Source organism: Bacillus sp. BB081 (assembly GCF_008368895.1).
In the GTDB taxonomy this organism is placed as follows: Bacteria; Bacillota; Bacilli; order Bacillales; family Bacillaceae_G; genus Bacillus_A; species Bacillus_A wiedmannii.
Genome location: NZ_QOZX01000107.1, coordinates 1 through 24721, shown reverse-complemented (window position 1 = coordinate 24721; position 24721 = coordinate 1). Strand labels below are relative to the sequence as shown.

Sequence of the window (24721 nt, the reverse complement as noted above, 5' to 3'; positions counted from 1 at the left end):
TTGCATCCTCTTTTCTTATGATTTTTATGGTCTTGATGGTACTATATGAGCGCCATCTTTTCCATAATGAATCAACCCTTTAGTAGTCTCATGGTATTCACCAGTATTGCGGTCATAATATTTTCCTATTGGCTCACCAAAGTCTACTCTTTCTCTACCGTTTTTTAATAGTTCACCTTTCCCGGCGAACTTATCAAGCAATTCTTGTGCTATTTTATTATCGCCATAGAAAATGCTCTTATTTTTTCCATTTGCTAATTCTTGTTTATAGTTCGGTGTATCGGGAATATGCTTTTCTTGAGCTCCTGCTTTCACTTTTATTGGATAACCATTTACTTCACGGTATGGACCTTTAGGTACAGAATCTTTTCCATAAGAAGGTATTCGATTACTCGCACCCTTACCTCCACCAGAAGACTGGATTTTTTGAATAGTATCCTTAGTATTTTGAATCGATTTATTCCAAACAAATCCACCATTTACAAAAAGACTTGCCCCAGTAGCTGTTGCTGCTATATCTAATGGAATAACAATTGGTGACGCTAACCCACCAGTTCCTACTTCTGCCACGATAGTTAAGAAATTAGATCCGCCTATGAGCGAAATACCTTCAAACATTTCTACAATGGACCCGGCTATTGATATAACATTTCCAGCCAACCTTCCAGCTTGGTAAGTTGTCTTACTTTCTAATTTATCATTCTCATGTGGTTGTAGTCCAAAAAAGTTTTCTAGTGCTGCATCACCAGCACCTTGAAAAAATTCGATAACTCCATGCAAAAATGTTTGCGCATAAAGAGCTGTTTTTTCATGCCATGATCTATTGTCTTCCTGCTCTTGTAAGTTCATTTGTTGTTTTTGCAAAGTAATTTCTTTCATCTCGGTTTTTCGTGCTGTTTCTTCTATAATCCCCTGAATAGAACTCACCCAATCCATATTCAATCCTTGTGTACTAAACATCCCACTCACAGGACTAAATCCTTTCCCACTTTGCACTTCAGCGAGTCCAGCTGTGATGCTAGCCGCTAATTGGAGGGCGGTGCTGTAGTTGTTGCTGGATGAATGTTCGAATTCTTGTAAACGCTCTAGTTTTTCTTCTAGTTTTTTTCTCATTGCAATTAAGACTGCAATAATTGCGTCTACTCCAGGCATCGGTGTAAGTACTTCTATTGCTTCTATACTTACAATGGATTGATTGATTTCTTGTATTTGTTGTCTTATTTCATGTTCAATAACATCTGTTGAAGCAACTTTTGCTTGAAAATCGTTTGGAAATGCTTCGTTTTGGCGAATTAATTCTTCACATAAGCATATAATTCCTTGCGCTAATGGCCGAAATGTTTGGACAAGGTAGGCTTTTGCACTACTGTATGTTTGTCCTTGTAATACTGTATCTATCGCAAAGGCATCAATAGATTGAATGGCTTGTTCCATACTTTGAATCGTAGCATTACATATAGCGTTCATACTTTGAGTTTGACTTTGTACTTCTCCCAAATACATGTTTAAACTCATGTATTGGCCTCCCTTTGTAGTTGCTGCTGTTCATAGGAAAGGTCGTTTTCTTTCTCACTGAGATGCCGTTTTTCTTTAAGCAACGTCTCTTTTTCGTTTTCTAATTCGAATGTAAGTTTTCTTTCATACTGTCCGATCTCTTGCCGCATATTCGTAAAAAGGTGATATGCTTCTTTGTCACCATACCAAGTTTCTAGTATTCGGTTAAATAAACGATTACTTCTATTTTTCCATTCATGAAAACTAGCCTCAGCTCGTTCTTGATTTTGCAGCGCCATTCGGTTTTCATTTTGTTCTTCAAATATAATTCGTAATTTTTGATTACATTGACTCATTCTCGTTTCAATTTCTTGACTCATCTTTTCTCCCTACCTTTTCCCCTTTACGTAGGCTGTTACATTATTGAAAAGTCTTTTGAAGTCCGGTATCCATTTTCTCAAATTCATTTGCTACGGAATGGATATTATCAATCGTTTGTTGAAAAGCTGCGCAAAATTGTTTCGTGATCTGTAAATTTTGCTGATTTGCTTCTTGTGCTTTAAAGTTCACAGATAGTGTCGTACGCGTTGCCTTATTTATAGAGCGGCTAGTGGCACTTTGCATTCTATCTGAAGCATTTCTCATTTTCGTTGCAAGTTGCGTTGCCCTATGCAAATTACTCTGAAATTCTCCCATCACTTACTCCCCTCTACCATTTATTTACAAGAAAATTATACCACGGAAAAATATCCTAATAAAAAGAATATTCGAATTTAACAAACAATCAATCGCTGTTACTGAGGATACGAGCAACACTTACCTATCAACATAACTGGGTCCAAAGTGGATTCTACTTATACGAAAAAAGATGACCTCAGCCATATGCTAAAGTCATCCTTTTCTACCTTATTATTTCACTAATTCTCCATTATAAGCTTTTATATCAAGCGGAGCAGTTAAAAATTGTGCTGCTTTACTAACGAAAGATGTGAAGTGTTCACTCGTATTATGACTCGCAACTGCCGCTTCATCTTTCCATACTTCTACCATCGTATAAACACTTTCTTTTTCTGTATCTTTATATAAGTCATAAGATACATTTCCACTTTCTTCTCTTGAACCGTGAATGAGTGGCTGAATTTCTTCTAAAAATGATTGTTGTTTTGCTGGATCTACTTGAAATATTGCGTGAATAATAATCATGGTGCTTCCCCTCTCATCTTTCACTTATTGAATTTCTTTTATAAAATTATTTCCACTCAGCAACTTTTTCAACTGGAAGACGTACTGATTGGTAACCACTGTCAGCAGCTTTTCCGATTGAAATTAACATTACTGGTACGTGACGCTCTTTATCTAATCCGAATGCTTCTGCGATTTGGTCTTTTTCAAATCCACCAATTGGACAAGTGTCATAGCCGTGAGCACGTGCTGCTAACATAAATTGCATTGCTACAAGACCACCGTCAATTAGTACTGTATCTTTCATTACTTCTGGTGTAACCATTGAGAAGTAACCTGAAAGTTTTTTCATTTGATCTTCTTTTACTTCTGCTGGCATAAGTCCGCGCTCTACTGCTGTACCGTAAATTTCTTCTGCGTTATCAAAGTTGTTTAAATCACCGAATACAGCGATCATAGCTGAAGATGTTTCTACTTGAGATTGATTAAATTTCGCAAGTGGAGCAAGTGTTGCTTTTGCTTCGTCACTTTCAATCACAAGGAATCTCCATGGTTGCATGTTTACAGATGATGGTGCAAGTGTTGCTTCTGTAAGAATTTCAGTCATTTCTTCTTTACTAATTTTTACTGTTGTGTCGTACTTACGAATTGAACGGCGGCCTGTTAAAATTTCGTTAAAGTTATTTGTTTTTACTGAGTTAGTCATAGTTGAAGTCTCCCTTTTTTATAATTCTTTTATATTTTCTTGAATGTGATTTAACATATTTAAAAGATTATCGCGTTCTTCCTCACTTAATCCTTTAAATGCAGATGCTGCAAAACGTTCTTTTTCCTCTTGAAACGCCTGAATTTTATTTCTTCCCTCTTCTGTAAGAGAAACTAACGTAATTCTGTTATCATCTGGATTTTTACGCCTTACTATCATTTCATTTGCCTCAAGCTGCTTTAAATGCCTCGTTATCGCAGCATTATCAATATTCACTTCTTGCTGAAGTGCTTTTTGACTAATTTCACCTACTTCATATAACTGAAGTATAAGCTCTAATCGAGACTGGCTCATACCCGTACACCCTTCAAACTTCGAACTTACTTCTTTATTTAGAAAGTGTAATTTATATAAAATAATCGCTTCTTTTGAGCATGAACTTGTCATATTAACCCTCCTTTACATCCAAATCAAAATCGTTTGATGTATCAATAGTTGATATGTCAATTAATATAATCTATATCGATTTAGAATGCAAGCATTTTGTTTTCATTTATATTTTTCCAAATTAAGGCGCTTTGTCGCGTTACAAATAATGTTAATTGCACTATAATAGTACTAATTTAAATGACTGGAGAGTGATTGTAATGCGGCAATACACAAATAGAAATGAGGAAATAAAAATGGAAAATGAAATGAGGATATTCACATATGACAACAATAAATATAGGGATTGTCGCGCACGTAGACGCTGGCAAGACGAGTTTGACTGAGCGTATTCTGTATGAAACGAATGTGATTAAAGAAATTGGCCGAGTTGATAGTGGAAGTACGCAAACTGACTCAATGGAATTAGAAAGACAACGCGGCATTACGATTAAAGCATCTGTCGTTTCTTTCTTTATTGATAATGTAAAAGTAAATGTCATTGATACACCTGGACACGCTGATTTTATCGCTGAAGTGGAGCGATCATTCCGCGTTTTAGACGGTGCAATTTTAGTTATTTCTGCCGTTGAAGGTGTGCAAGCACAAACAAAAATTTTAATGCGGACATTACAGAAACTCAACATACCGACTATATTATTCGTAAATAAAATTGATCGTAGTGGCGCAAATTGTGAAAAAGTTGTAAAGCAAATAAAAACGATTCTTTCAAATGAAGCATTCCCCTTCTACTCTGTGCAAAACGAAGGAACAAAGGAAGCTCGTATTATTGAATATAAATCATATGACGATTGTATTGAACGATTAGCACCATATAATGAATCATTACTTGAGTCATACGTAAATAACGAAATTGTACCGGACACTCTATTAAAAGAAGAACTCATTAAACAAATAGCGCAAGCAAATGTGTATCCAATCTTTTTCGGTTCAGCAATGACAGGTATAGGAGTAACGGAACTACTTGAAAAACTTCCGGCCCTAATTCCAGCCAATACATCGCTACAAGATGAAACATTATCTGGTGTTGTTTTTAAAATTGAACGTGAACCTTCTGGGGAAAAGATTGCTTATGTAAGAATTTTTTCTGGTCGTATACACGTTAGAAAATATGTTGATATACAACGTGCGGAAGCTCTAACACATAAAGAAAAAATTAAGAAAATATGTATGTTTCATAACGGAAACGCTGTTCAAGCTTCTACCGTTCCTAGCGGAGAATTTTGCAAAGTGTGGGGACTGAGTGATATTAAAATTGGTGATATTATTGGTGAACGGACGGATTCTATAAAAAACATTCACTTTGCCGAACCACAAATGGAAGCTGCTATTGAAGCAGTACCTAAGGAACGAATTCATGATTTATACGCTGCTCTTATGGAACTATGTGAAGAAGATCCACTCATTAAAGTGTGGAAAGATGATGTTCATAATGAACTATATATTCGCCTTTTCGGTGAGGTACAAAAAGAAGTAATTGAAACAACACTTTATGAGAAATATAATTTACAGGTTACTTTCTCAAATACACGAGTTGTCTGTATTGAGAAACCAATTGGCATTGGGAATTCCGTTGAAGTAATGGGAGAAAAAACGAATCCATTTTACGCAACAGTCGGATTCAAAGTTGAACGTGGTGAACTTAATTATGGCATAACATATAAATTAGGCGTTGAACTCGGCTCACTACCTTTAGCATTTCATAAAGCGATTGAAGATACTGTATTCCAAACATTAAAACAAGGTTTGTACGGATGGGAAGTTACGGATATTATCGTTACGTTAACTCATACTGGTTATGCTAGTCCTGTTACAACAGCGAGTGACTTTAGAAACTTAACACCACTCGTATTAATGGACGCTTTAAAGCACGCTGAAACATATGCATTTGAACCAGTAGACGAGTTTGAATTAACTGTACCGGAGCACGCAATTAGTACCGCAATGTATAAATTAGCTGCTATTCCAGCAACTTTTAGCGAGCCTATATTCAATAATGACTCCTACCATTTAACAGGATCGCTACCTGTTGCGAAAACGGAGAACTTTAAGCGAATGCTTCATTCATTCACTGAAGGAGAAGGCATTTTTACAACGAAGCCATCTGGTTACACAAAACTGAAGGCTCCCTTCCCTACTCGAAAACGTGTTGATTATAATCCGCTGAACCGGAAAGATTATTTGCTTCATGTGTTGAAGGCTTATTAAATAAAAAAAGAGGTGCAAATTGCACCTCTTTTTGCATGTATTGATAAGTTAGTTTTCCCTAATAATTTCTCTAAACTTTTCTATTATTTTTGCTATAGCTTCAATTGAATTTTCTGTTTCAAATTCCCCAACATTTACAGAATGATTTGCATTTTTGACAACTTCAATCTGTAAATTCGTTTTATATAACTGATCCATTTGATCTGCATTGTATTGATGATCTTTATCCCCAATTACTAAAAGCCCTTTATGATTACTATGCAAGATAGAATCAAAAATCGTATCAAACGTCAGTAACGGTGTCATTAATATCATTTTCGACTGTAAAAACTCTTCTCTCTTCATCAAATCATTCGCAATTGGAATTGTTCCGAGTGATTTCCCTAAAAACATAGTCTCGTTGTATTGCTCATCTTTTAATACTTCATTTATTACGGGATTAATATCATCCATCATTACTTTCGTTATTTCTTCCATCGGTTTATTCATTACTTGTTCGTCGTAGGAATAGTGAATATGTACAACATCAATTTTATGTTCAAGCATAAGCATCGTCGCGTAATAAAATAACGGCTTATCATAATTGTATCCTGAACCTGAGAACATAAAGCAAACCGTACTGTAACCTTTTTCTATATGTGTATAATGAATTGCTTTGTCATTTATATGTATCTCTTTTTTAGTCCCCTTCACCGTTTTCCCCTCCGAATACGTTTATTTTTGCAAAACGATATGTTCTGTATGAACTGCTATATCCTTTACTTTCTCTTTTATAAATGCTGGCTGTAAGTTATACGCATCTAATTCTTCTACCGGCACCCACTTAAACAAATACGTTCTACCCTCTTCTTCCAAAATATATTGATCCGCTCCATTCGCAGGTAATTCATGTAGCTCTACTTCATAATAAAAACTAATCTCATGAAACTTTCGCTCAGAAAGTGTAAAGAAATTTTCTACTGTCCATATTAATCTCTTCCCTTTAATAGGAACAGCTAGTTCTTCTGCAAGTTCTCGTTTTAATGCATCTTCACTATTTTCTAGCATTTTCACCCTTCCGCCGGGTACGTACCAAAAATCTTCACCGTCACCTTGCAGAATGAGTATTTTATTATCATGTTTACAAATTGCTCCGACGCGGTAATTAAAACATGTTTCCTCAACTTTAAATGTAAGATCCATCCGTAACGCCCCTTTATATAAATATCGAATTATCACAAAATAATTATGTAATTACTGTACAAATAAGGTTACTAAATTTCTCTAGTTCGTTCAATAATTTTCGAACTTTCAAAAAACGATACACATCATTTGTCATCACAAGTATAAATACATATGTCACAATTACTGCGCACACTTTGGAAGCATTATGGGGGACGAATGCATCTCTATCAATATAAAAAACTGAAAAAACAAATAATTTTCAAGAAATCATTGTAAAAGATAAAGTGAAACATCAATAAGTGAAGTTTTTATCTTTTTCCTGTTGTTTTTAAATATAGTTAAGACATTATTAAAAAGACGCAAGGTCAACTTATGTGCTAATTAATTCTTTTTCTAGAAAAAGCGTCTTTTATTGCACTTGTTACTACATTTAGGAATAATAAAATAGCCATAACTGCCGTTAGTACATTAAATTGCTTTGTTTTATAAGGAGCGAACCATTCCGTAAAGAACTCTGAATTAACGAGACGATCCCCAACTCCTCCTTCCTTGAAGTTCGGTATCCACGAATTCATGTCAAGGATGATAAAAATTAGTTGCATAACGAAAAATGCTCCAATAGTTTTCAGCCAATTTCGTATTCGACTAGGACGCTCTTTTTTTGATGTCATTTAAACCATCCTCCTTTTAGAACTTGCTATTAAAGAGCCTTGTTCTGATAGATACGAATAGATAATATCCATGAACCCCCATAGCACCCCACTGCTATGACAGCAAATAAAAGAAATAATTTCAAATCTGAAATCTCTTTTAAAAAGGTCAGTACGCCATTAGCATATTTATTTAATAAATATGGAGTATTTCGCATTAAATATATAACTCCAATAGATAAAAATATAAAAACTGGTACAAGTGTTTTCACTTTAAATGCAACAAAAAATGGGATGTAAAATGCTGTTATCAGCATGACTGCCAAGAAACCTAGTATGTAACTTTCTAAGGAAAGTTGAAATTCCATGCTGTCTAAAATAAAATATTTTCCAACTAAACAAAATGGGATGATTACTATTGTAAAAAGTAAGGTTCCAACGTATTTTGAACTTATAATTTCCTTCCTAGTATACGGTAATGAGTTTACTAAAATATTAGCATTATCTTTATCATCAGATTGATATGTGTTAATTACAAAAACGGCACTACAAATGATTATGACATATGCTACATCCATGCCGGCCCACAAATAGGTAACTAGAAATAAGAGATAAGCAGGCAAGAAAGTTTTTTGTAAAATCAAATCCTTTTTAATTAAATTAAGCATCTTGAATCCCCCTTTTTCATGAAATACATAATATCCTCTAAACTTGGTTTTTCAATCACCACATCCTTATCAAATAAGTTCTCGATAGAATGTGCATTTTCAATCAATCCCTCGAAACCTGTATTTGCCTTACGTACAGAAATAAATTCACGCTCAATATCAAACTTTAACAAATCTAGTGGTCCTTTGACTAAAACATAATCCTCTGCAATGGCATAAATATCTTTTGTGAAAATATGCTTCCCATTTTGAATAAATGTAATATAATCGGCAATGCGGTCTAAATCCGTTGTAATATGTGATGAGAAAAAGATAGTTTTCTCTCCATCCTGCATAATATTTTGTAAAACATCCAATAATTCTCTTCTGAATACAGGATCAAGTCCAGATGTAGGTTCATCCATAATAATTAGTTCAGCATGATGTGAAAGGGCAATTGCGAGAGAGGCTTTCATTTTCATTCCTTTGGAGAATGTTTTCATTTTTTTATTTAATGGTAATTCGAACAGATCTTTATAATATGTAAATTGGTTAAAATCCCATTTTTTATAAGCAGGCGCAATAATTTTAGTAATTTCCTTTAATGTGAGTTCATCATAAAACACATTATCGTCATAAACGAAGCCAATTCTTTCTTTAATTCGTTTCGCATCAGTCGAATAGTTCATGCCAAATAAGGAGACGTTTCCACTATCCGGGTTTATTAGATTCATAATCATTTTAATCGTTGTAGATTTACCTGATCCATTTCCTCCAATAAAACCCGTAACAAATCCTTTTTTTACTTCCATTGAAAAATTGTTTATTTGAAACCCTTTAAAAGATTTACTGACATTTTGAAGTTCTATTACGTTTTCCAAGAGTTTTCCTCCTCATATAAAATTGTAAGCATTTCTTTTAGCTCATTTAAAGAAACATCCATTTGCTTAGCATTTTGAATCGCTTCACATAACTTTTCTTCAACTGTTTTTAATTTTTCTTCTTTCATAGTTTCAATGTTTTGTTCTGCTACAAAGGACCCTCTTCCGACAATTGAATTAATAAAACCGTCTTTTTCCAGTTCTTCATATGCTCTTTTCGTTGTAATAATACTTACTCGTAAATCTTTTGCTAACTGACGCATTGAAGGGAGAGCATCTCCTTGTTTTAAATCACCTAGTAAAATAAGCTTTTTTATTTGGGCACTAATTTGTTCATAAATAGGTTCCTTTGAAGTGTTCCTAATAGTGATTTGCATGCAAATACCTCTTTTAAAAAATATTGTATATATACTTTATATACAATATATACTATCGTACATTTTAAATCAACAGAAAATTCCCAAAATATAGTTACAAACACAATCTAATAATGTAATTAATACAACTTATTTATACAGGCCTTCCTTGTATTAGCCGGATTTTGAGGCGGCGGTCTTGCTACTAGCTAATACACGATAAAGACTTCGTTGTGTTTTACAGAAAAATTGGCACAACTGATAGTGTGAAAAAGAAAGAGTTTGAAATAGAAGAAAAATTTGAGGAAGTTGATATCAAATTAGACTAGGATGAGGATGACGAAGAAGGACTGCAAAATATGTTTTCTAAGCTGTGGGAAATGTACGGGGAAGAACCAATTGAGTTATAAATTCACATAAGAAAAACACCTTGTTTCTTTAGTAACAAGGTGTTTTTCTTAATACTATGTTTAAATTGTTATCTTTCCATTCTCCCACCACTCCATAAAAGTCTTTAAAGAAGGAGCAACCCACGTTCTACTATCATTTTCATGATTCCATACATATATATCATCTCTTTGCACTTCTCCATTCAAAATGGAATAGCCAAACAAATCACCATTTCCGCCATCAGCAAAAAATAATAAACAGTCAAAAGGCATATATAAATCCTTAAAATTAACTATATTTCTCATATTCACATTTTCAGTATTAATTTTTGAAGCATCCCATATAAAGTCTCCGTATTCACCTGCTATACCGTTTGTTTCCTGCAATAATTGATATAAATCATTCGGTAACTCCACCTGCAAATTTTTTTGAACTTCAGCGAGTGCATCCTTTGTAGCTGGGTTTTTCAAGCTTAAGTTTGATGAGATACTGTGAATGGTGTCTTTCCACATCACCTTTTCTCCTCCTTATGTGCAATCAAGTATATTCAAAGGACTCATCTAATTTATTGATACCACTTTTCTAACAATTCCTTCTCCCTTTTCCCTGAAATTCCTGCTTTTAATTCCCATTTCTCCACACTCTTCATCCACTTATACACATCTGTAACTGTATGTTCTAAACTTCTAAAAGTAAGCCCTTCTTTAACAGCACTTTCAATACTAATTGAAAATCCACCTTTCCACGGCTTCGTTTCACCTTCTAATGGAAAAGTTTCTGGAATCCATAAAGGCATTTCTGTCCAAGGCTGCACATTATGTTCACTCATAAACGATTCGTCTACCCAAACAAATTCAGCACCGCTATTCGTAACCTTTTTACACGTATTTAATAGTTCTTCCATCGTCAATTCATCATTCGGACCTGTTATGTTGAATGTACCTGCTTTATTGTTTTCTGCCATGTTTAGTCCCCAGTTTGCGACATCTTTTATATCAACTATCTGCACTGGACGGGTTTTTCTTCCTGGAACTAACACTTTACCTCCTTTTGCTACACGCTGAATCCAGTATGTTAGTCGATCTGTATAATCAAACATTCCTGAAAGAAGTCCTGCTCTTACGTGTAAAACACGCCCCGGCCAATACTTCTCTGCTTCTTTTTCACACAATACTTTCAGCGCACCGTAATACTCATAAGGAGAAACTTCACCATTCTCCACAGCCTTTATTTGATCACCCGTTGGTTCGGGTTGTAATATATAATCTTCTTTTATATGATGCGGAATCCAATCTTTATATACGGATAGACTTGAGATAAATATATAATGCTTTATATTATCCTGTAAGACTTCTCCAACATTTCTAATGTGATGCGGAGAAAATCCACATGTGTCGACTACCGCGTCCCATTTTCGATTTACTAAACTTGAAACATCATCATTTCTGTCACCGATTAACTGCTCCACTTCAGGAGAATTTTCTTTATTTGTTCCGCGGTTAAATAATGTAACTTCATGCCCTCTGTTCAAAGCCTCTTCTACAAAAGCTCTTCCTAAAAATCGTGTACCACCTAGAATTAGAATCTTCATGGCTCTCCCCCATTCGTGATTGAAAATCCTTTCTTTTGTTTAACGATTTTTTGTTGTGAAAAGTTACGGGGGATAATTTAATTTTTTCTACAAGTTCAATATATGTAATTTCTACACTTTTTCTATTTTAAAAACAATAATATAGAAATATTCATTCTGTCGATTTCCATTTCATATATAATTAAAATATCGGATATTCGATTAACCACTTATACATACTTAGGCAGGTGAAAAATATTAATAAACACATAGTTTATCATTCAACATTATGTATTTATTTTCTCACATCACTTGTATATATCATCTTGCTGAACATAGAAAATGGTCGTAATTATTTGGGGTTTACCATGGTTGTTCCGCTTTTAGCAGTTATTTTATATCAAAAATTATTTAAGAAACAAAAAATAGTTCATACACTTGGAATTTCACGTCCAAAAATAAAAACACTAATTTTCTCCATATTATTCCCACTACTTCTAGGGCTATGTCTCCATTTTTATTTTTATATTTATGATATAAAGTTCTTATATCATCATTGGAATGAATTAGGATTTCTCTTGCTCGTTGGTCTTACAGTTGGATCTTTATCTGCATTATTAGAAGAGATTATTTGGCGAGGGAATTTTCATTACTATTTACGAAAAAAATGTTCATTCATGCAAACAGCTATTATTATAGCTTCGCTTTGGTCTTCATGGCATTTACCAATAGCAATTTTTTATAAAAATTATGAGTTTCAGCTTGTAGGAACATTAAGTTATCTCTCTTTGTTATTTATATTATCTATATTTTTGACGTACACGAGAGAATATGGTGGTTCTGTAATATCACCCGCTATTTTACATGGTATGTTTAATGTATTTTATTTGACAGATGTAGCCCAAAACAAGTGGGATGCCAGCCTAATAGAATTAATTAAATTTACCTTACTAGCAATTGTGCTGGGCACGATGTATCTTATACATCACAAAGTTAAAAAATAGTTAAACAGCTAAGAAAAAAGATGTTTCTTCTTTTAGTTGAAAGCAGCTTTAATAGATTATAAAGTACTTCAACACCTATTCGATGATTGAATAGGTGTTGAAGTTTTATAATCTTAGTTGCACAACTTGGTTAATACAACACTTTTTTCTATCGTAGAGAACAAAACAAGTTTAACTAAACCTTTCATTCTTATTTTTATAAAAATAACCATATTAATCTTTTAAATAAGGAAGTATGCACTCTTTAATTAACTTCCATCTATCCTCTGCATTTCGTATAACCTCAGAAGCAATCACCACCACCAATTCCTTCTCTGGAATACAACAAATCACATTCCCACCATCGCCCATTGCACAGTATGAAAAAATTCCATCCTCTTCTCGTAACCACCATAAGTAACCGTATTGATTTTGGTTCATTGTTGTCGATTCTTTTATCCATGATTTTGCTAATATTTGTTTTCCATTATAAATACCTTCATTCAAATAAAGCTGTCCAAACTTAGCCATATCTTTAACTGTTAACGTTAGTCCCCAACCGCCTGTTGAAATACCGTTTGGATCGTGAACCCATCCTTTTACACCTTTTCCGAATAAGTCATCGAATCCAAATGCTTTCATATTGTAGTTTGGAATTTCTCTCATGCCGAGTGACTGAAATAAGTATTCATTCGCAAATTCACGCGCACTTTTTCCTGTTGCGCTCGTTATGATTGTTGATAATAGATGAGCTCCTGCAGATGAATATTTAAAAGTCCCCATTTCTCCGCCTTTTCCTATCCTATTTAACGTATATTGAACCCAATCTCGTTGCGTACATAGTTCTTCTAACGGTTCCTGCCAGTCTACGAAAGGATGTGGAGCTGTCATTGTCAATAGATGTCGTACTGTTATTTCAGATGAATTAACGTTATATTCCGGGAAAAATTCTATTATTTTTTGATCAACGCTTTTTATATAGCCCTTATCTATACATATCCCAATTAACGCAGAGATTATCGTTTTTGTAACTGATGCTACATGAAACGCATTATCTGGACTGTAACCATTATAATAGTTTTCAAAAACAACATTACCTCTCTGCACTACTAACATACCATTCATATTTTTATATTCTTCTTGTATAATCTGATCTAACTTTTCAGCAGTTTTCATTATTTCTTCCCCTTTAACCTATAATTAAAAAGGTTCGATCGGTACATATATATCAACTATATGTTTATTTTCCGGATGCTGCTTTGGATCATTTTTATATACTTCAAAAGGATACGAATCTCTTGGTTTGTATCCGCTATTTGGCAGCCACTCACCGTATATAAAGTCCCATGCTCCTTTATATTCATCTTGGAATATTTCAAAATGACCTACCGCATACTTTCCAGAAGGTATTACCATTATTCCAATGTCACTCGCTTCTACTGCGGACCCATTCGGAATTGTTATACATAAACTAGTTCTTAAATGATTGTCCTCAGTAAATTCATGATGATCGTGGTAAATGGTTAATACTTTCGTATCCTCAAATACATGACAGTTTTCCTCCGCTGCGTAATGAAATAATTTCTCTATCATTTTCGGAAAAGCTATCGTTAACTCTTCATATGTACCGATATGTCTTATGTATGCGACGTTTATATCGTCCGCTGATACAATTTCAACATTTCCTCGAACCTTCTTACACTCATTGTATTGAGAAGTTCCGCTTGCGTCTTTGCAATTCTTGCTATTGTGATTTCGATATTGAGACGGACTTACTCCGTAATAATTTTTAAATGTACGGGAGAAAACTGCTGAATCTGTGAAACCAAAATGGTAAGCGATATCCGTAATCGTCATATCCAATCGATATGTAAGAAGATTTGTTGCCCTTTCTAACTTCAAGCGATTCACATACCGGGATAATGGCTCGTCTACTATTCCTTTAAAAATTCTATGAAAATGATACTTTGAAAATCCTGCTATATCCGCTAGCTCTTCAATGGATAGTGAACTGTCTATGTTGGATTCTATATAATCTTGAACTGTATGTATGCGTCTTACATACTCATTTCTACTTTGTTTATTTTCCATACTAATACCTCCTCACAACAAAAAGAACCATCCTAGAATACTTTAGGACGGCTTTCTATTCGTAATAGGTTCTTCCATATTTTATTGTTAAATTGATATAATTTCACTATATTTTTTAAGTTGATGGTAATATGGCGGTATCCCAATTTAATTTAAAGAAACAACTATTTTTTTATAGCTCTTCGCAAGTTAATAATATTATTGGGATTTAGCTCCCATTGTCTCATAAGTTCTTTTTGTCTTGTTTTTAAGTCTTCAAATGGTTCTTCCACCATGTCGATTTTATTAAATTTCCCTTCGAAAACTAAAGCATTTTTTATCTTTTTATATCCACCAAAACCTAAGTCATCATTTAGCAACCAGACTACTCTCTGTATTTTCGCAAATAAAATACCACCTGTACACATTGGACACGGTTCCAACGTGCTATAAATAGTAAAATTCTCATTTTTTATTTTTGCATCAAACATTGCCTCCCCTGCATTGCGAATAGCGTCTATCTCTGCGTGAGCTGTTATGTCTTTTTCTGGATGCACTCTATTCCTTCCTCTTGCAATGACATTATTATTTCCATCAACAATAACTGCTCCTACTGGATATGTGTTTTCTTTTAATGCCTTTTCTGCTTCTTCCAATGCCATCTGTAAAAAATATCTATCCCTCTCAAAATTCATATAGATCCCTCTTTTTTAGATGGAATTATGTTACGGAAATTCCTTTCGACTATCATACTAGATTCTATTAAACTAACAAAGTTAGCCATTTTTCATGCAACGGATAACATTTTCATATATATTTAACTCAGTGCGTTTAGGTAAAGCTTATTTCTCTACACATTTTTCAAAAACAAAACTCTACTACCGCCGTTCCCGTCATAATTTGTATGTACCGATACACCCTCTATCTCATCATCCCCAGCCTCAATTCGAAAACCAATTTCTTGATGAAATTGTATCGATTTTTTATTAACTGGTGATGTGATTGCTTTTACAACTTTACGGTTATTCGCACGAGCGATATCAAAGAAATATGAATACAATGTTGACGCGATTCCTCTTCTTCTATACTTCGGATTTACACCGATAAAGTGAACGTACGCTTCCTCTTTATGTGTTTGTGAGAAGAATCCGCATAAGAAACCTAACGTTTCTCCTTCTTCTTCAATAATAAAACTCGTTTCTTGAAAATGAACGAAGAATAACTTTGGCAACATGGGAGTCATGTCTCTCCCGCCCCACCAATCATTTAAAACAGAATGAATCTTTACATAATCTTCCCCTTGAATGTTTCTTACTCGCATGTATTTCTCCCTCTCACTCACTTCATTTTTTCATAAATTTTAACAAATTTCCCGAAAAAATTCTCCTTCCTCAATCGTGTGAAGGGCGTAGCCCAACGATAGGTGGGAGATGAATTTCGGTTTGACAGTAGTCAAAAAATTTTGACAGACTAGCTATATGAGGTTCTTTGATAACTTGATATAGAAGGTTGCAGGAAGAAAATAGAGTGCGAAAACTAAGCCATTCGGTTCCTGCGTAAAATATCAACCGTATAAAGAGAACATCCAAGCGTTGGTCATCTAGGGATGGAACGCCCCGAAGTAACGCTCAGGGAGACGAAAGGTTGCTTTCGTCGTGGAACTGAGAAGCTCCCACTTCAAGCTTTGCTAAGTGGTGAGTAGTTCACTGACTGTTTCTACTAATAGGATGAATACCCATATCCCGCAAAATACAAGAACAGACTGAAATATAGATCCTAACTTATTAAACCTAATTCTGATCCTGAAATGGACATTTCATCAAACCCCAGGTTATGTATAAATGGACCAGTTGAAAAAGCCATTGAAATAGATCCTATTAAATAAATTACACTCATTATTTTTAATATTTTTATAGAAAGATACGAAGTTTGTTTTTCTTCCACTTGTTATAATTCGATTTCTCCACTCGCAATTCCTTTTTGCAAACAGTCCTCACATAGAAATTCTCCCCTAATTTTTTTAACACCGTGCAATGTACCTGTTATTTCTTTACACCTTGAACATTTTCGATTTATTATGTTGTTACCACTCCAATCTATTAAGATTATACTTATATAATTCTGCATTTACCTTAATATTCCTTTTTTGTGTTTTATAGAGAAAGGTCGTGTTTTATGATTTCAAAACTCATATTTGGCTCTAAAAAACTTAACGTTCATTATGTATTAAGGCCTAGTTGTTATGCGATCATTTTTCAATCATCTTCTTCAAAGATTGCTGTTATCCAAAAAGGTGACCGTTATTTTTTACCTGGTGGTGGTATGGAAGGTAATGAAACAAAAGATGCGTGTTTGCATCGTGAACTTCTAGAAGAATTAGGATGGGCAATTGAAATTGATCAGTATATCGGTAATGCAGCACGATATTTTTATGCAGACAGGGAAGATACATATTATTTAAATGATGGGTTCTTTTATATTGCGAACATGGTGCAGAAACAAACTGAAAACTGTGAGGAGGATCATGTTCTAAGGTGGATATCTCCTTTACTTGCTGTAGAGCTTCTCCTTCACGATCATCAAAAATGGGCTGTTGAACAAGCGCTTTTATTACAAAGACAAAAAGGATCTCCTTCTATATGAAAGAGATCCTTTTTACTGCTAACTTACTTTTTTCAAATTGAGAGCTGGCTTTTTGATTCCGCCTTTTTTTACAACATATAAACCGATAAAGATAATAAGTCCGCCAACGAGTTGCATCATATTAATTTGCTCCCCTATTGTTACTGCCGCAAAGATAACTGCAAACAACGGTACGAGATACATATAAACCATTACTTTCGTTGAGCCTATTTGACTAATACCGACATACCACATTGCAAGTCCGAAGATAGTCGCAAAGATGATTGAATATGCTAGTGATCCCCAGCTTGGCGTATCTACTGGCCACGTTAAAGAATTTACGTTGAATAAACAGTATAAAACAAGTGGTACAATCCCAATTAAAGTAGACCATGATGTGACTCTCATTGCAGAATATTTTGTAATAAGAGGTTGCGCTAATATTGGATACCATCCCCACGCAATTGCTGCGACTAATCCAATTACATTTCCGAGCCATGCATATTCGTAAGTAGCTCCTCCTGTATGTCCTGTTAATAAAACGAATGCTGCACCAATAAACGCTATTATTGAACCAATTTGTACTTTCATCGAAAAACGTTCTTGTTTGTGCAATACTGCTAATATCCCTGTAAAAATAGGTGACATCGCAATTAATAATGAGGCGTTCGTTGCGGAAGTATATTTCACAGATAGCATAAACATCGTTTGATACATTGCCGTTCCAACAATACCGACTGCTACTAATCGTAACCAATCTTTTCTTTCAATACGTAATGAGCGTTCCATTAAAAATGTAATAAGTAATAATACCGGAGATGCTACTAAAAATCGTAAACTATTAAATTGAATGGATGACATATATGCCACGCCATATTTTCCAATTGTATAATTTGCTCCCCATACTAATGCTACTGATACTAAGAGCCATTCCATTTGCCATCGTTTCATCCGAATCTCCCCTTCCATATTTAGCATAGTAAAATTGGCTGGATATAGCACCGTCCAATTGGCTGTTTTTTTCCCCAGCCAATTTGTTATACTGAATGTATACAAGAGATGCGGAGGCGTTTTTTATGGAATGGAAGCTAGATAACGACAGTAAAATCCCAATTTATCAGCAAGTAGTTGACTTTATTGAGAAACGTATTACATACGGAGAACTTCCTCCAGGTAGCTTCCTCCCTTCGGAACGGAAATTAGCTACACAGTTAAATGTAAACCGAAGTACAGTAACGACTGCTTATAATGAACTACGTGCTATGGGAATTGTAGAAAGTACGACTGGTAAAGGTACACGTGTAAGTACACATATGTGGGGCGTTTCTCCAACATTAACGCCGAATTGGAGAAATTTCGTAGAAGGTGGCACTTTCTTACCAAACTTGCCGTTACTTCGCCATATTCGAGCAGAAGTACAACAAAATGAAAACATTATAGATTTCGCAAACGGAGAGCTCGGTTGTAACCTCTACCCTCACGATCAACTACAAACGATTTTACGAGAACAACCGTTAACGCATTCATTAAGTTACGATCATCCGCAAGGCTATCTTCCGCTAAGACAAGCGGTCGTAAAATATATGAAGGAATATTTAAAAGTTGAAGCGACTGAACAATCCATTATGATTACATCTGGAGCACAGCAAGCACTTCACCTTATCGTACAATGTTTATTAAATCCAGGTGATGCAGTCGCTTTCGAAAGTCCTTCACACTGTTATTCCTTACCGTTATTCCAATCAGCGGGTATTCGTATTTTCCCGTTACCTGTCGATAAACATGGTATTAATCCGGATGATGTACAAGAGTTATATAGAAAACATCGTATTAAAATGATCTTTTTAAATCCAAATTTCCAAAATCCTACGGGAACAATGCTTCATCCAAACCGTAGAAAAAAATTGTTATCACTTTGCGCAGATTTACGAATTGCGATTGTGGAAGATGATCCGTCCAGTTTACTTACGCTAGAAAAGAAACAACCTTGCCCTACTTTAAAATCAATTGATGAAAATGGAACTGTCATTTATGTACATTCTTTATCAAAAATGATTGCACCAGGTTTACGAGTTGGTTGGCTTGTTGCCCCACAGTCTGTAGTAGAAAGGTTATCCGATGCAAGGCACCAAATGGAATTAGGTATGAGCATTTTCCCGCAGTGGCTTATGCAACAATTTTTTGAAACTGTACCATTTCAGTCTCATATCGTACCGTTACGAAAACAACTAGCAGAAAAAAGGGACGTTATCGTCCGCGCTCTAAACGAGCAACTTCACGATAAAATCTCTTTTTCAAAGCCTACTGGCGGTATATACATATGGGGAAAATTAAAAGAACCGATAAACGAAAAACAACTCATTATGCAAAGCTTAAAACAAGAAATTGCTTTTATGCCTGGTAGTATTTTCGGCGCGAAAGATGGTTATATACGTTTATCTTATGGAAAAGTGGATATTGATCAAATTGAGGAAGGGATTTCTCGTTTACGTGAGGCTATTTTGGTTTGTGAAAAGTAAATTTAGATACAAACCCTCGTTTGACAAAACCTAAATCTACCATTATCATCAACACGAACCTAGTTATAGGAGTGATACCAATGAAAATCTATGTTGATGCAGATGCTTGCCCTGTAAAAGATGTAATTATTTTTGAAGCTACGAAGGCAGAAATTCCTGTTACCCTCGTTACAAGCTTTTCTCATTATTCTAATGCAGAGCAGCCAAAAGGCGTGGAAACAATTTATGTTGATTCTGGAGCAGATGCTGCAGATTACCGCATTATGCAGTTAGCAAAAAAAGAAGATTTAATCGTCACGCAAGATTACGGTCTTGCTTCGCTCGCTTTAGCAAAAGGCTGTATCGTCCTACACCATAAAGGCTATAAGTATACGAATGAAAACATTGAACAATTATTACAAACACGATATTTAAGTGCAATGGTTCGAAAAAGCGGTAAGCGTACAAAGGGACCGAAACCATTTACAGCAGAAGATAAAGAGAAATTTAGAGTGCTCTTTAAAAGTATGATCGCACTTTAAAAATGAATATTCTATTTGCAAGGAAAACTTCGCAAAACAAAGAAGAGAATATCGAAATGAACATTCTCTTCTTGAGGTTTACCCTTTTAAAATGAAGGTAAATTATCTAAGTTATTTTCCTTTATTCCATCAGGTTCACTACGTAAAATATCTCTACCATACTTATGAAATACGTCCACATGAGCTAACTTCCCTGATTTCGCTTCACTAAGAGCAGTCATATAATCTAACTCTCTTCCGCCGCTTGTTTTAAACGCTATTAAATCCCCGTCATCATTTTTACGAACGGCAACTATTTGTTCTGCCCCTGAAACGACATTCTGAGCTACTTCAAATTGAACTTGCTCTTCCCCTTAATGTAAGTAATCATTATAAACTTTTTCAAAGTCTTTTTTGTCCATTAAACTCACCTCCAACACATTTTATTAGTATGGTTGGGAGGTGTTGGTTTTATGTAATTTGCTCTAAACTTTAGTATTTTCAAATGAAAACATAGTACCCTCACTATTTGATTGTAAAGTGTATTTTACATCGAACATCTTTGATATATCTTCAATATTTTTCAAACCAAGTCCCGCACCTTTACTATTTATATCGAACCCAATCCCATTATCTCTAAAGGAAACAATATCTTCATCTATAATAATTTTGAGTTTTTTAGCTTTTGAATGCTTAAGGACATTTTGAAAAATATTATCAAATAACCTTTGAATCCATAACTCATTACTATTCCATATCAACTCTTTATCTTGTGGATTATATACGAATTCAATTTTATGAATGCTATACAAATAGCTCCATTTTTTAATCATATTTTCTATTAAATTATGTATATTCACTTCATCATTCACAATATAAGTACTCTCTAAGGTCTCTGTAGATTGAATATTAAATTCGTTAGTTAAATCACTTATATATTGTATCTGCTCATACATTGATTCAAGTACTGGTACTTGTTCCTTGTACTCACCTTCTAAATAATATAATTGTAATCTGACCGCTGTTAAGGGTGTATTAATATCATGCCGTAATTTATTTAATAGTTCCTTTTTTATTTGTTCCTGTTGTTGTAGTTCTAATTCTCGATAAGTTGTTCTTTCTATAAGCAAGTTCACTGATTTAATCAGTTCTCCCATTTCATCATCACTTTTAACATCTATTATATGAGGGACTTTTTTATTACTAGCTAAATCTCGAATCGTTTGATTTAATATATTAATTTTATTTAATAATGAGTTTATCGACTTTGAAAATACAAAAGCTAATACTAATAGTGATACTAAAAATATGATTAACATCGTAGGATATGCAAAGGATTCGTGAAAAGGAATGTTCTTATTTTTAGTTTTAAAGGTAGCATTATAAATAACTGATACAAAGATACTAATCGACAACAATAACAGTGGTACGCTAATAATAGCGGAAAATAGTAGTAACTGATATTTTTTCTTTAAGTTCATTTCTTCATGTAGGTATTTAGTCTATACCCTTCTCCATATATGTTCTGTATAATATCACCTGTTTTATCATCAATTTTAGTCCTAATTTTCTTTATATGTACGTTCATGATATTATGATTTCTATCTTCGAGTTGCCATAGGTAATCATAGAAGTGTTCTTTCGATAAAATTCTATCTCTATTTTCATATAAATAGAAGAATATTTTACGTTCAATTGCTGTAAAAGCAACTTCATTACGCAAATCATTAATAAAAACTCTTTTATATTCTGCATCTATAAATAAATGGTTAATTTGCGTGAACGTACCATATTGATTATCTAACATTTTCTGAATCCTTAACAACAACTCTCTAGGGTCAAAAGGTTTTATCATGTATTCTTCTCCAATAGTCAAACCTTTTAGTTTACTATCCATATCATTCCTTGCTGATAGAAATATAATTGGAATATTTAATCCTAGATTTTTTATTTTCTTTGTAATTTGATAACCATCTTCGCCTGGTAGCATAACATCCATTACAACTAAATCTATTTCATGAATTACATCAAGAACTTTCCTTCCCTCTTTCTCCCAACACACATTATACTTCTCACGCTGTAAAATTTTTTGTAATAAATCTCCTATAATCAAATCGTCTTCAACAATTAATATGTTATATACTTTCATTATATAGACCTTTCATGGCTAAAATAACAATTGCTTAGTTCTTCACTACTTTATTCTTAATAAAATCCATAGCAAATTTGTATATTTCATCAGGAGCGTATAAATAAATGCTATGTGTACCTTCAATTATTTTCACATCAGCTATTAATAACTTGCTAGCAAACTTCTTATAATCTTCGTTTTTTTGCTTTGTATACTTCGAATCTTTATATTGCCTAGCAATCGCATCTATAAATAACATAGGTGTTTCTTTTGGGATCGATAAGGAATTTGATTTTTTACCGTTATTGTAGCTTTGTAAAAGCTCTTGCTTCATATCATCATTAAAAGCCCTCTTATACGTAAGCGCTTTATAAATATCTTTTTCCTGTTCATTTAAAAAGGATTGACGAATGACTTCGGGATTATAAGTAATAGAGGGAGCTAATCTCTGAAAACCAATTTTCGTTAAAATATTCATCCCTTTTATTTTTAATGAATCAACCATGCCTATTTCATTAGATACGTACTGTTTAGGTAAACCAATATCTAACGCAATAATCCCTTTTACTTCACTTGGATATTTTTGTGCCCAATAAATAGCCTCTATTCCCGATAGAGAGTGTGGTACTAAAATGTACGGTGGTTTATTTCCACTTCGAATAAGCGCTTCTCTCGTTTGTTCTAATATCGTATCAATATCTCTATCATCTTGAAAAACATCACTGTATCCATAACCAGCTCTCTCAATTACAGAAATCTTGTTTTCTTTCGAAAATTCCCTATATAAGCCTTTCAATTCATAAACAGGAGCGGCAATTCCAGAACCGGCCATAAATACAAACGTGTCCTCCCCGCTCCCCTCATTATAAATATTCATTTTTTTATTATCGAAATTAACAAGTTCACCTTTATTGTTCATTAATTTCGATTCCATTTTTAATTGATAGTTATGATATATAAATACAGCGCCTGTTCCAAAGAAAATAATACTAATACACATTAAAAAAATTATTTTCACTAACTTCAATAACTTTTTCATTTGACACCCCTTTCAACCTATACTGAAAGGGTACAATGTAAAAATAAATTTCTAATAAATTTTTCAAAATTAATATCTATTCTTGGTTTCTAAGACTGGACCATTTTTAATACCTACGCAAATCCTTCAAAGTCTCCAATATATCATCTGTAAAGGCTGTACTACCCTCTGTCTCTAAAACTCTGAAATATAAACTTCTTAAGAAAGTTCTAATATTTTGTACTAAAATAGCATGCTGCGGATGTCGGATATCTTCAACCGTTGCTATACTATGTAGCCAGTTGCTCCACTCTTCTTCAGTTAAAAGATCTTGGTTACGTAACGACATAATTGGCGCTACTAATCTCTCATCCTCAAAGTGGATGTATACATAGTCATGTAAGCGAACCTTCTGACGAACAGCAGCTAGTATTGCATATGAAAACTCACGATTTTGTATTGTACGTGCTAACGCACCGAGTGCATCAGCCGCATGCGCTGTAGAATGTGCCCAGCCTTTTCCTTCTACGTATCCTCTTACATCTTCTTCTAAATATACATATTCCAGCACTTGTTCTGCCACACTGTATAGTTGTTCTTCAGATAACAGTGGTTCTCTTTCATGAACAGATAAAATAAGTGGCGGAATTAATACAGAGAATGCACGTTTAAATACAGAGTCTGTTCCCTTTTCACCAATTTTATAAAATAAATAATCAGGACTAATCGCTTGTAGCATTAATCCTCGTAATTCTTTTTGTCTAAACACATCATTTGTAATCCATGTATGAAGCGTACTATAAATCAAATCATCTCGTAATTCAGCATCAGGTGATCCGATATAATCTAGCATCCACTGTGCATATGGATATGCATCTACGTCTTCTGGTACAGCATAATTATTATTTTTAATTTGTAGTAGTTCTTCTTTTAGTTCTAGTACTTCATTCATTATATTTCCTGTCCCCTTTTACGTTTTTTAACATATTTTCGCCTTATCCCCTGTAATTGCCTACCCTTATATGAACTTGATTCAATTATATATAATTTATCCTGATAAATAAAAGGAAATACATTAGAACATCGCAGTCTCTCACTTTGTTTACATGCATCTCATGTAAGTTTAAGTTATAAAATAAAGTATGTCTTTTCTTTTGTATTCACACGTAGTTACACTCCAAGG

General features: G+C 34.1%; 28 protein-coding genes and 2 pseudogenes. 5 read left to right on the top strand and 25 right to left on the bottom strand.

The annotated features are described in order from the left end of the window. Positions 1-24: 24 nt before the first annotated feature. The 6 genes from DN394_RS27895 to DN394_RS27870 form a co-directional block, all read right to left on the bottom strand. On the bottom strand, positions 25-1515 hold the full coding sequence (locus tag DN394_RS27895; RefSeq protein WP_149294435.1) for a polymorphic toxin type 50 domain-containing protein: 1491 nt from the start codon (positions 1513-1515) through the stop codon (positions 25-27). Beyond that, on the bottom strand, positions 1512-1874 hold the full coding sequence (locus DN394_RS27890; protein WP_098057012.1) for a DUF3958 family protein: 363 nt from the start codon (positions 1872-1874) through the stop codon (positions 1512-1514). Before DN394_RS27890 ends, DN394_RS27895 begins: the two co-directional genes overlap by 4 nt. A 40-nt stretch (positions 1875-1914) precedes the next feature. Further along, complete coding sequence (locus DN394_RS27885) at positions 1915-2190, bottom strand: TIGR04197 family type VII secretion effector (RefSeq protein WP_001988920.1); 276 nt, start codon at positions 2188-2190, stop codon at positions 1915-1917. 213 nt (positions 2191-2403) lie between these two features. Then, the gene (locus DN394_RS27880) at positions 2404-2697 is read right to left on the bottom strand and encodes a putative quinol monooxygenase (protein ID WP_000583815.1); all 294 of its coding nucleotides are present in this window, start codon (positions 2695-2697) and stop codon (positions 2404-2406) included. Between the two features lie 46 nt (positions 2698-2743). Beyond that, the gene (locus DN394_RS27875; protein WP_046954223.1) at positions 2744-3382 is read right to left on the bottom strand and encodes a nitroreductase family protein; all 639 of its coding nucleotides are present in this window, start codon (positions 3380-3382) and stop codon (positions 2744-2746) included. A gap of 18 nt (positions 3383-3400) precedes the next feature. Then, positions 3401-3829, bottom strand: coding sequence for a MarR family winged helix-turn-helix transcriptional regulator (locus DN394_RS27870; RefSeq protein ID WP_000204172.1), 429 nt, complete (start codon positions 3827-3829; stop codon positions 3401-3403). Positions 3830-4093: 264 nt separating this feature from the next. Between DN394_RS27870 and DN394_RS27860 the strand changes: the two genes are divergently transcribed. After that, positions 4094-6037, top strand: coding sequence for an elongation factor G (locus DN394_RS27860; protein ID WP_149294434.1), 1944 nt, complete (start codon positions 4094-4096; stop codon positions 6035-6037). A gap of 48 nt (positions 6038-6085) precedes the next feature. Here the strand turns inward: DN394_RS27860 and DN394_RS27855 are convergent, their stop codons facing one another. The 8 genes from DN394_RS27855 to DN394_RS27820 form a co-directional block, all read right to left on the bottom strand. Then, on the bottom strand, positions 6086-6730 hold the full coding sequence (locus DN394_RS27855) for an alpha/beta family hydrolase (RefSeq protein ID WP_098209105.1): 645 nt from the start codon (positions 6728-6730) through the stop codon (positions 6086-6088). Between the two features lie 21 nt (positions 6731-6751). Continuing rightward, positions 6752-7219, bottom strand: a complete 468-nt coding sequence (locus DN394_RS27850; RefSeq protein ID WP_098209104.1) for an NUDIX hydrolase — start codon at positions 7217-7219, stop codon at positions 6752-6754. A 359-nt stretch (positions 7220-7578) separates the two neighbouring features. Then, on the bottom strand, positions 7579-7872 hold the full coding sequence (locus tag DN394_RS27845; protein ID WP_000202084.1) for a YfzA family protein: 294 nt from the start codon (positions 7870-7872) through the stop codon (positions 7579-7581). A 29-nt stretch (positions 7873-7901) separates the two neighbouring features. Then, complete coding sequence (locus tag DN394_RS27840) at positions 7902-8519, bottom strand: ABC-2 transporter permease (RefSeq protein WP_063547748.1); 618 nt, start codon at positions 8517-8519, stop codon at positions 7902-7904. Continuing rightward, a complete protein-coding gene (locus DN394_RS27835; protein ID WP_098650527.1) occupies positions 8507-9379 on the bottom strand; it encodes an ABC transporter ATP-binding protein in 873 nt (290 codons plus the stop codon). The genes DN394_RS27840 and DN394_RS27835 overlap by 13 nt, the downstream gene beginning before the upstream one ends. After that, positions 9367-9756 carry a GntR family transcriptional regulator gene (locus DN394_RS27830; protein ID WP_006927585.1) on the bottom strand — a complete coding sequence of 130 codons (390 nt, stop codon included), beginning with the start codon at positions 9754-9756 and terminating at the stop codon, positions 9367-9369. The genes DN394_RS27835 and DN394_RS27830 overlap by 13 nt, the downstream gene beginning before the upstream one ends. Before the next feature lie 449 nt (positions 9757-10205). Further along, positions 10206-10637 carry an SMI1/KNR4 family protein gene (locus DN394_RS27825; protein ID WP_098953467.1) on the bottom strand — a complete coding sequence of 144 codons (432 nt, stop codon included), beginning with the start codon at positions 10635-10637 and terminating at the stop codon, positions 10206-10208. Between the two features lie 53 nt (positions 10638-10690). Continuing rightward, positions 10691-11716, bottom strand: a complete 1026-nt coding sequence (locus DN394_RS27820) for an SDR family oxidoreductase (RefSeq protein ID WP_098953428.1) — start codon at positions 11714-11716, stop codon at positions 10691-10693. 227 nt (positions 11717-11943) lie between these two features. On the opposite strand from DN394_RS27820, the gene DN394_RS27815 reads away from it, so the two are divergent. After that, the gene (locus tag DN394_RS27815; RefSeq protein ID WP_098953427.1) at positions 11944-12699 is read left to right on the top strand and encodes a CPBP family intramembrane glutamic endopeptidase; all 756 of its coding nucleotides are present in this window, start codon (positions 11944-11946) and stop codon (positions 12697-12699) included. Positions 12700-12912: 213 nt separating this feature from the next. Here DN394_RS27815 and DN394_RS27810 read toward each other — a convergent pair whose 3' ends face one another. The 5 genes and pseudogenes from DN394_RS27810 to DN394_RS27785 form a co-directional block, all read right to left on the bottom strand. Further along, positions 12913-13854 (bottom strand): serine hydrolase domain-containing protein, encoded by a 942-nt coding sequence (locus DN394_RS27810; protein ID WP_098209102.1) that lies wholly within the window; start codon positions 13852-13854, stop codon positions 12913-12915. 24 nt (positions 13855-13878) lie between these two features. Next, complete coding sequence (locus DN394_RS27805; protein ID WP_098209101.1) at positions 13879-14769, bottom strand: AraC family transcriptional regulator; 891 nt, start codon at positions 14767-14769, stop codon at positions 13879-13881. Positions 14770-14933: 164 nt separating this feature from the next. Next, positions 14934-15443, bottom strand: a complete 510-nt coding sequence (locus DN394_RS27800; protein ID WP_098209100.1) for a nucleoside deaminase — start codon at positions 15441-15443, stop codon at positions 14934-14936. 155 nt (positions 15444-15598) lie between these two features. After that, a complete protein-coding gene (locus DN394_RS27795) occupies positions 15599-16069 on the bottom strand; it encodes a GNAT family N-acetyltransferase (RefSeq protein WP_098209099.1) in 471 nt (156 codons plus the stop codon). A 366-nt stretch (positions 16070-16435) separates the two neighbouring features. Continuing rightward, positions 16436-16827: pseudogene (locus tag DN394_RS27785) on the bottom strand (DUF3980 domain-containing protein). Positions 16828-16923: 96 nt separating this feature from the next. Between DN394_RS27785 and DN394_RS27780 the strand changes: the two are divergent. Further along, a complete protein-coding gene (locus DN394_RS27780) occupies positions 16924-17391 on the top strand; it encodes an NUDIX hydrolase (protein ID WP_098209097.1) in 468 nt (155 codons plus the stop codon). An 18-nt stretch (positions 17392-17409) separates the two neighbouring features. On the opposite strand, the gene DN394_RS27775 is transcribed toward DN394_RS27780, so the two are convergent. Continuing rightward, complete coding sequence (locus DN394_RS27775) at positions 17410-18321, bottom strand: DMT family transporter (protein WP_098209096.1); 912 nt, start codon at positions 18319-18321, stop codon at positions 17410-17412. 125 nt (positions 18322-18446) lie between these two features. On the opposite strand from DN394_RS27775, the gene pdxR reads away from it, so the two are divergent. Continuing rightward, entirely contained in the window at positions 18447-19889 is a 1443-nt protein-coding gene (pdxR, locus tag DN394_RS27770) for a MocR-like pyridoxine biosynthesis transcription factor PdxR (protein ID WP_098209095.1), read from the top strand. 80 nt (positions 19890-19969) lie between these two features. Beyond that, a complete protein-coding gene (locus DN394_RS27765) occupies positions 19970-20410 on the top strand; it encodes a YaiI/YqxD family protein (RefSeq protein ID WP_000708749.1) in 441 nt (146 codons plus the stop codon). A gap of 86 nt (positions 20411-20496) precedes the next feature. On the opposite strand, the pseudogene DN394_RS27760 reads toward DN394_RS27765, so the two are convergent. From DN394_RS27760 to DN394_RS27740, 5 genes and pseudogenes are all read right to left on the bottom strand, one after another. Further along, positions 20497-20811: pseudogene (locus DN394_RS27760) on the bottom strand (DUF3892 domain-containing protein). A gap of 63 nt (positions 20812-20874) precedes the next feature. Next, on the bottom strand, positions 20875-21870 hold the full coding sequence (locus DN394_RS27755; RefSeq protein WP_098209093.1) for a sensor histidine kinase: 996 nt from the start codon (positions 21868-21870) through the stop codon (positions 20875-20877). After that, on the bottom strand, positions 21867-22538 hold the full coding sequence (locus DN394_RS27750; protein ID WP_098209092.1) for a response regulator transcription factor: 672 nt from the start codon (positions 22536-22538) through the stop codon (positions 21867-21869). The genes DN394_RS27755 and DN394_RS27750 overlap by 4 nt, the downstream gene beginning before the upstream one ends. A 34-nt stretch (positions 22539-22572) precedes the next feature. Further along, positions 22573-23559 (bottom strand): alpha/beta fold hydrolase, encoded by a 987-nt coding sequence (locus DN394_RS27745; protein ID WP_098209091.1) that lies wholly within the window; start codon positions 23557-23559, stop codon positions 22573-22575. Positions 23560-23665: 106 nt separating this feature from the next. After that, entirely contained in the window at positions 23666-24490 is an 825-nt protein-coding gene (locus DN394_RS27740) for a DUF2785 domain-containing protein (RefSeq protein ID WP_098209090.1), read from the bottom strand. Between the last annotated feature and the right edge of the window lie 231 nt (positions 24491-24721).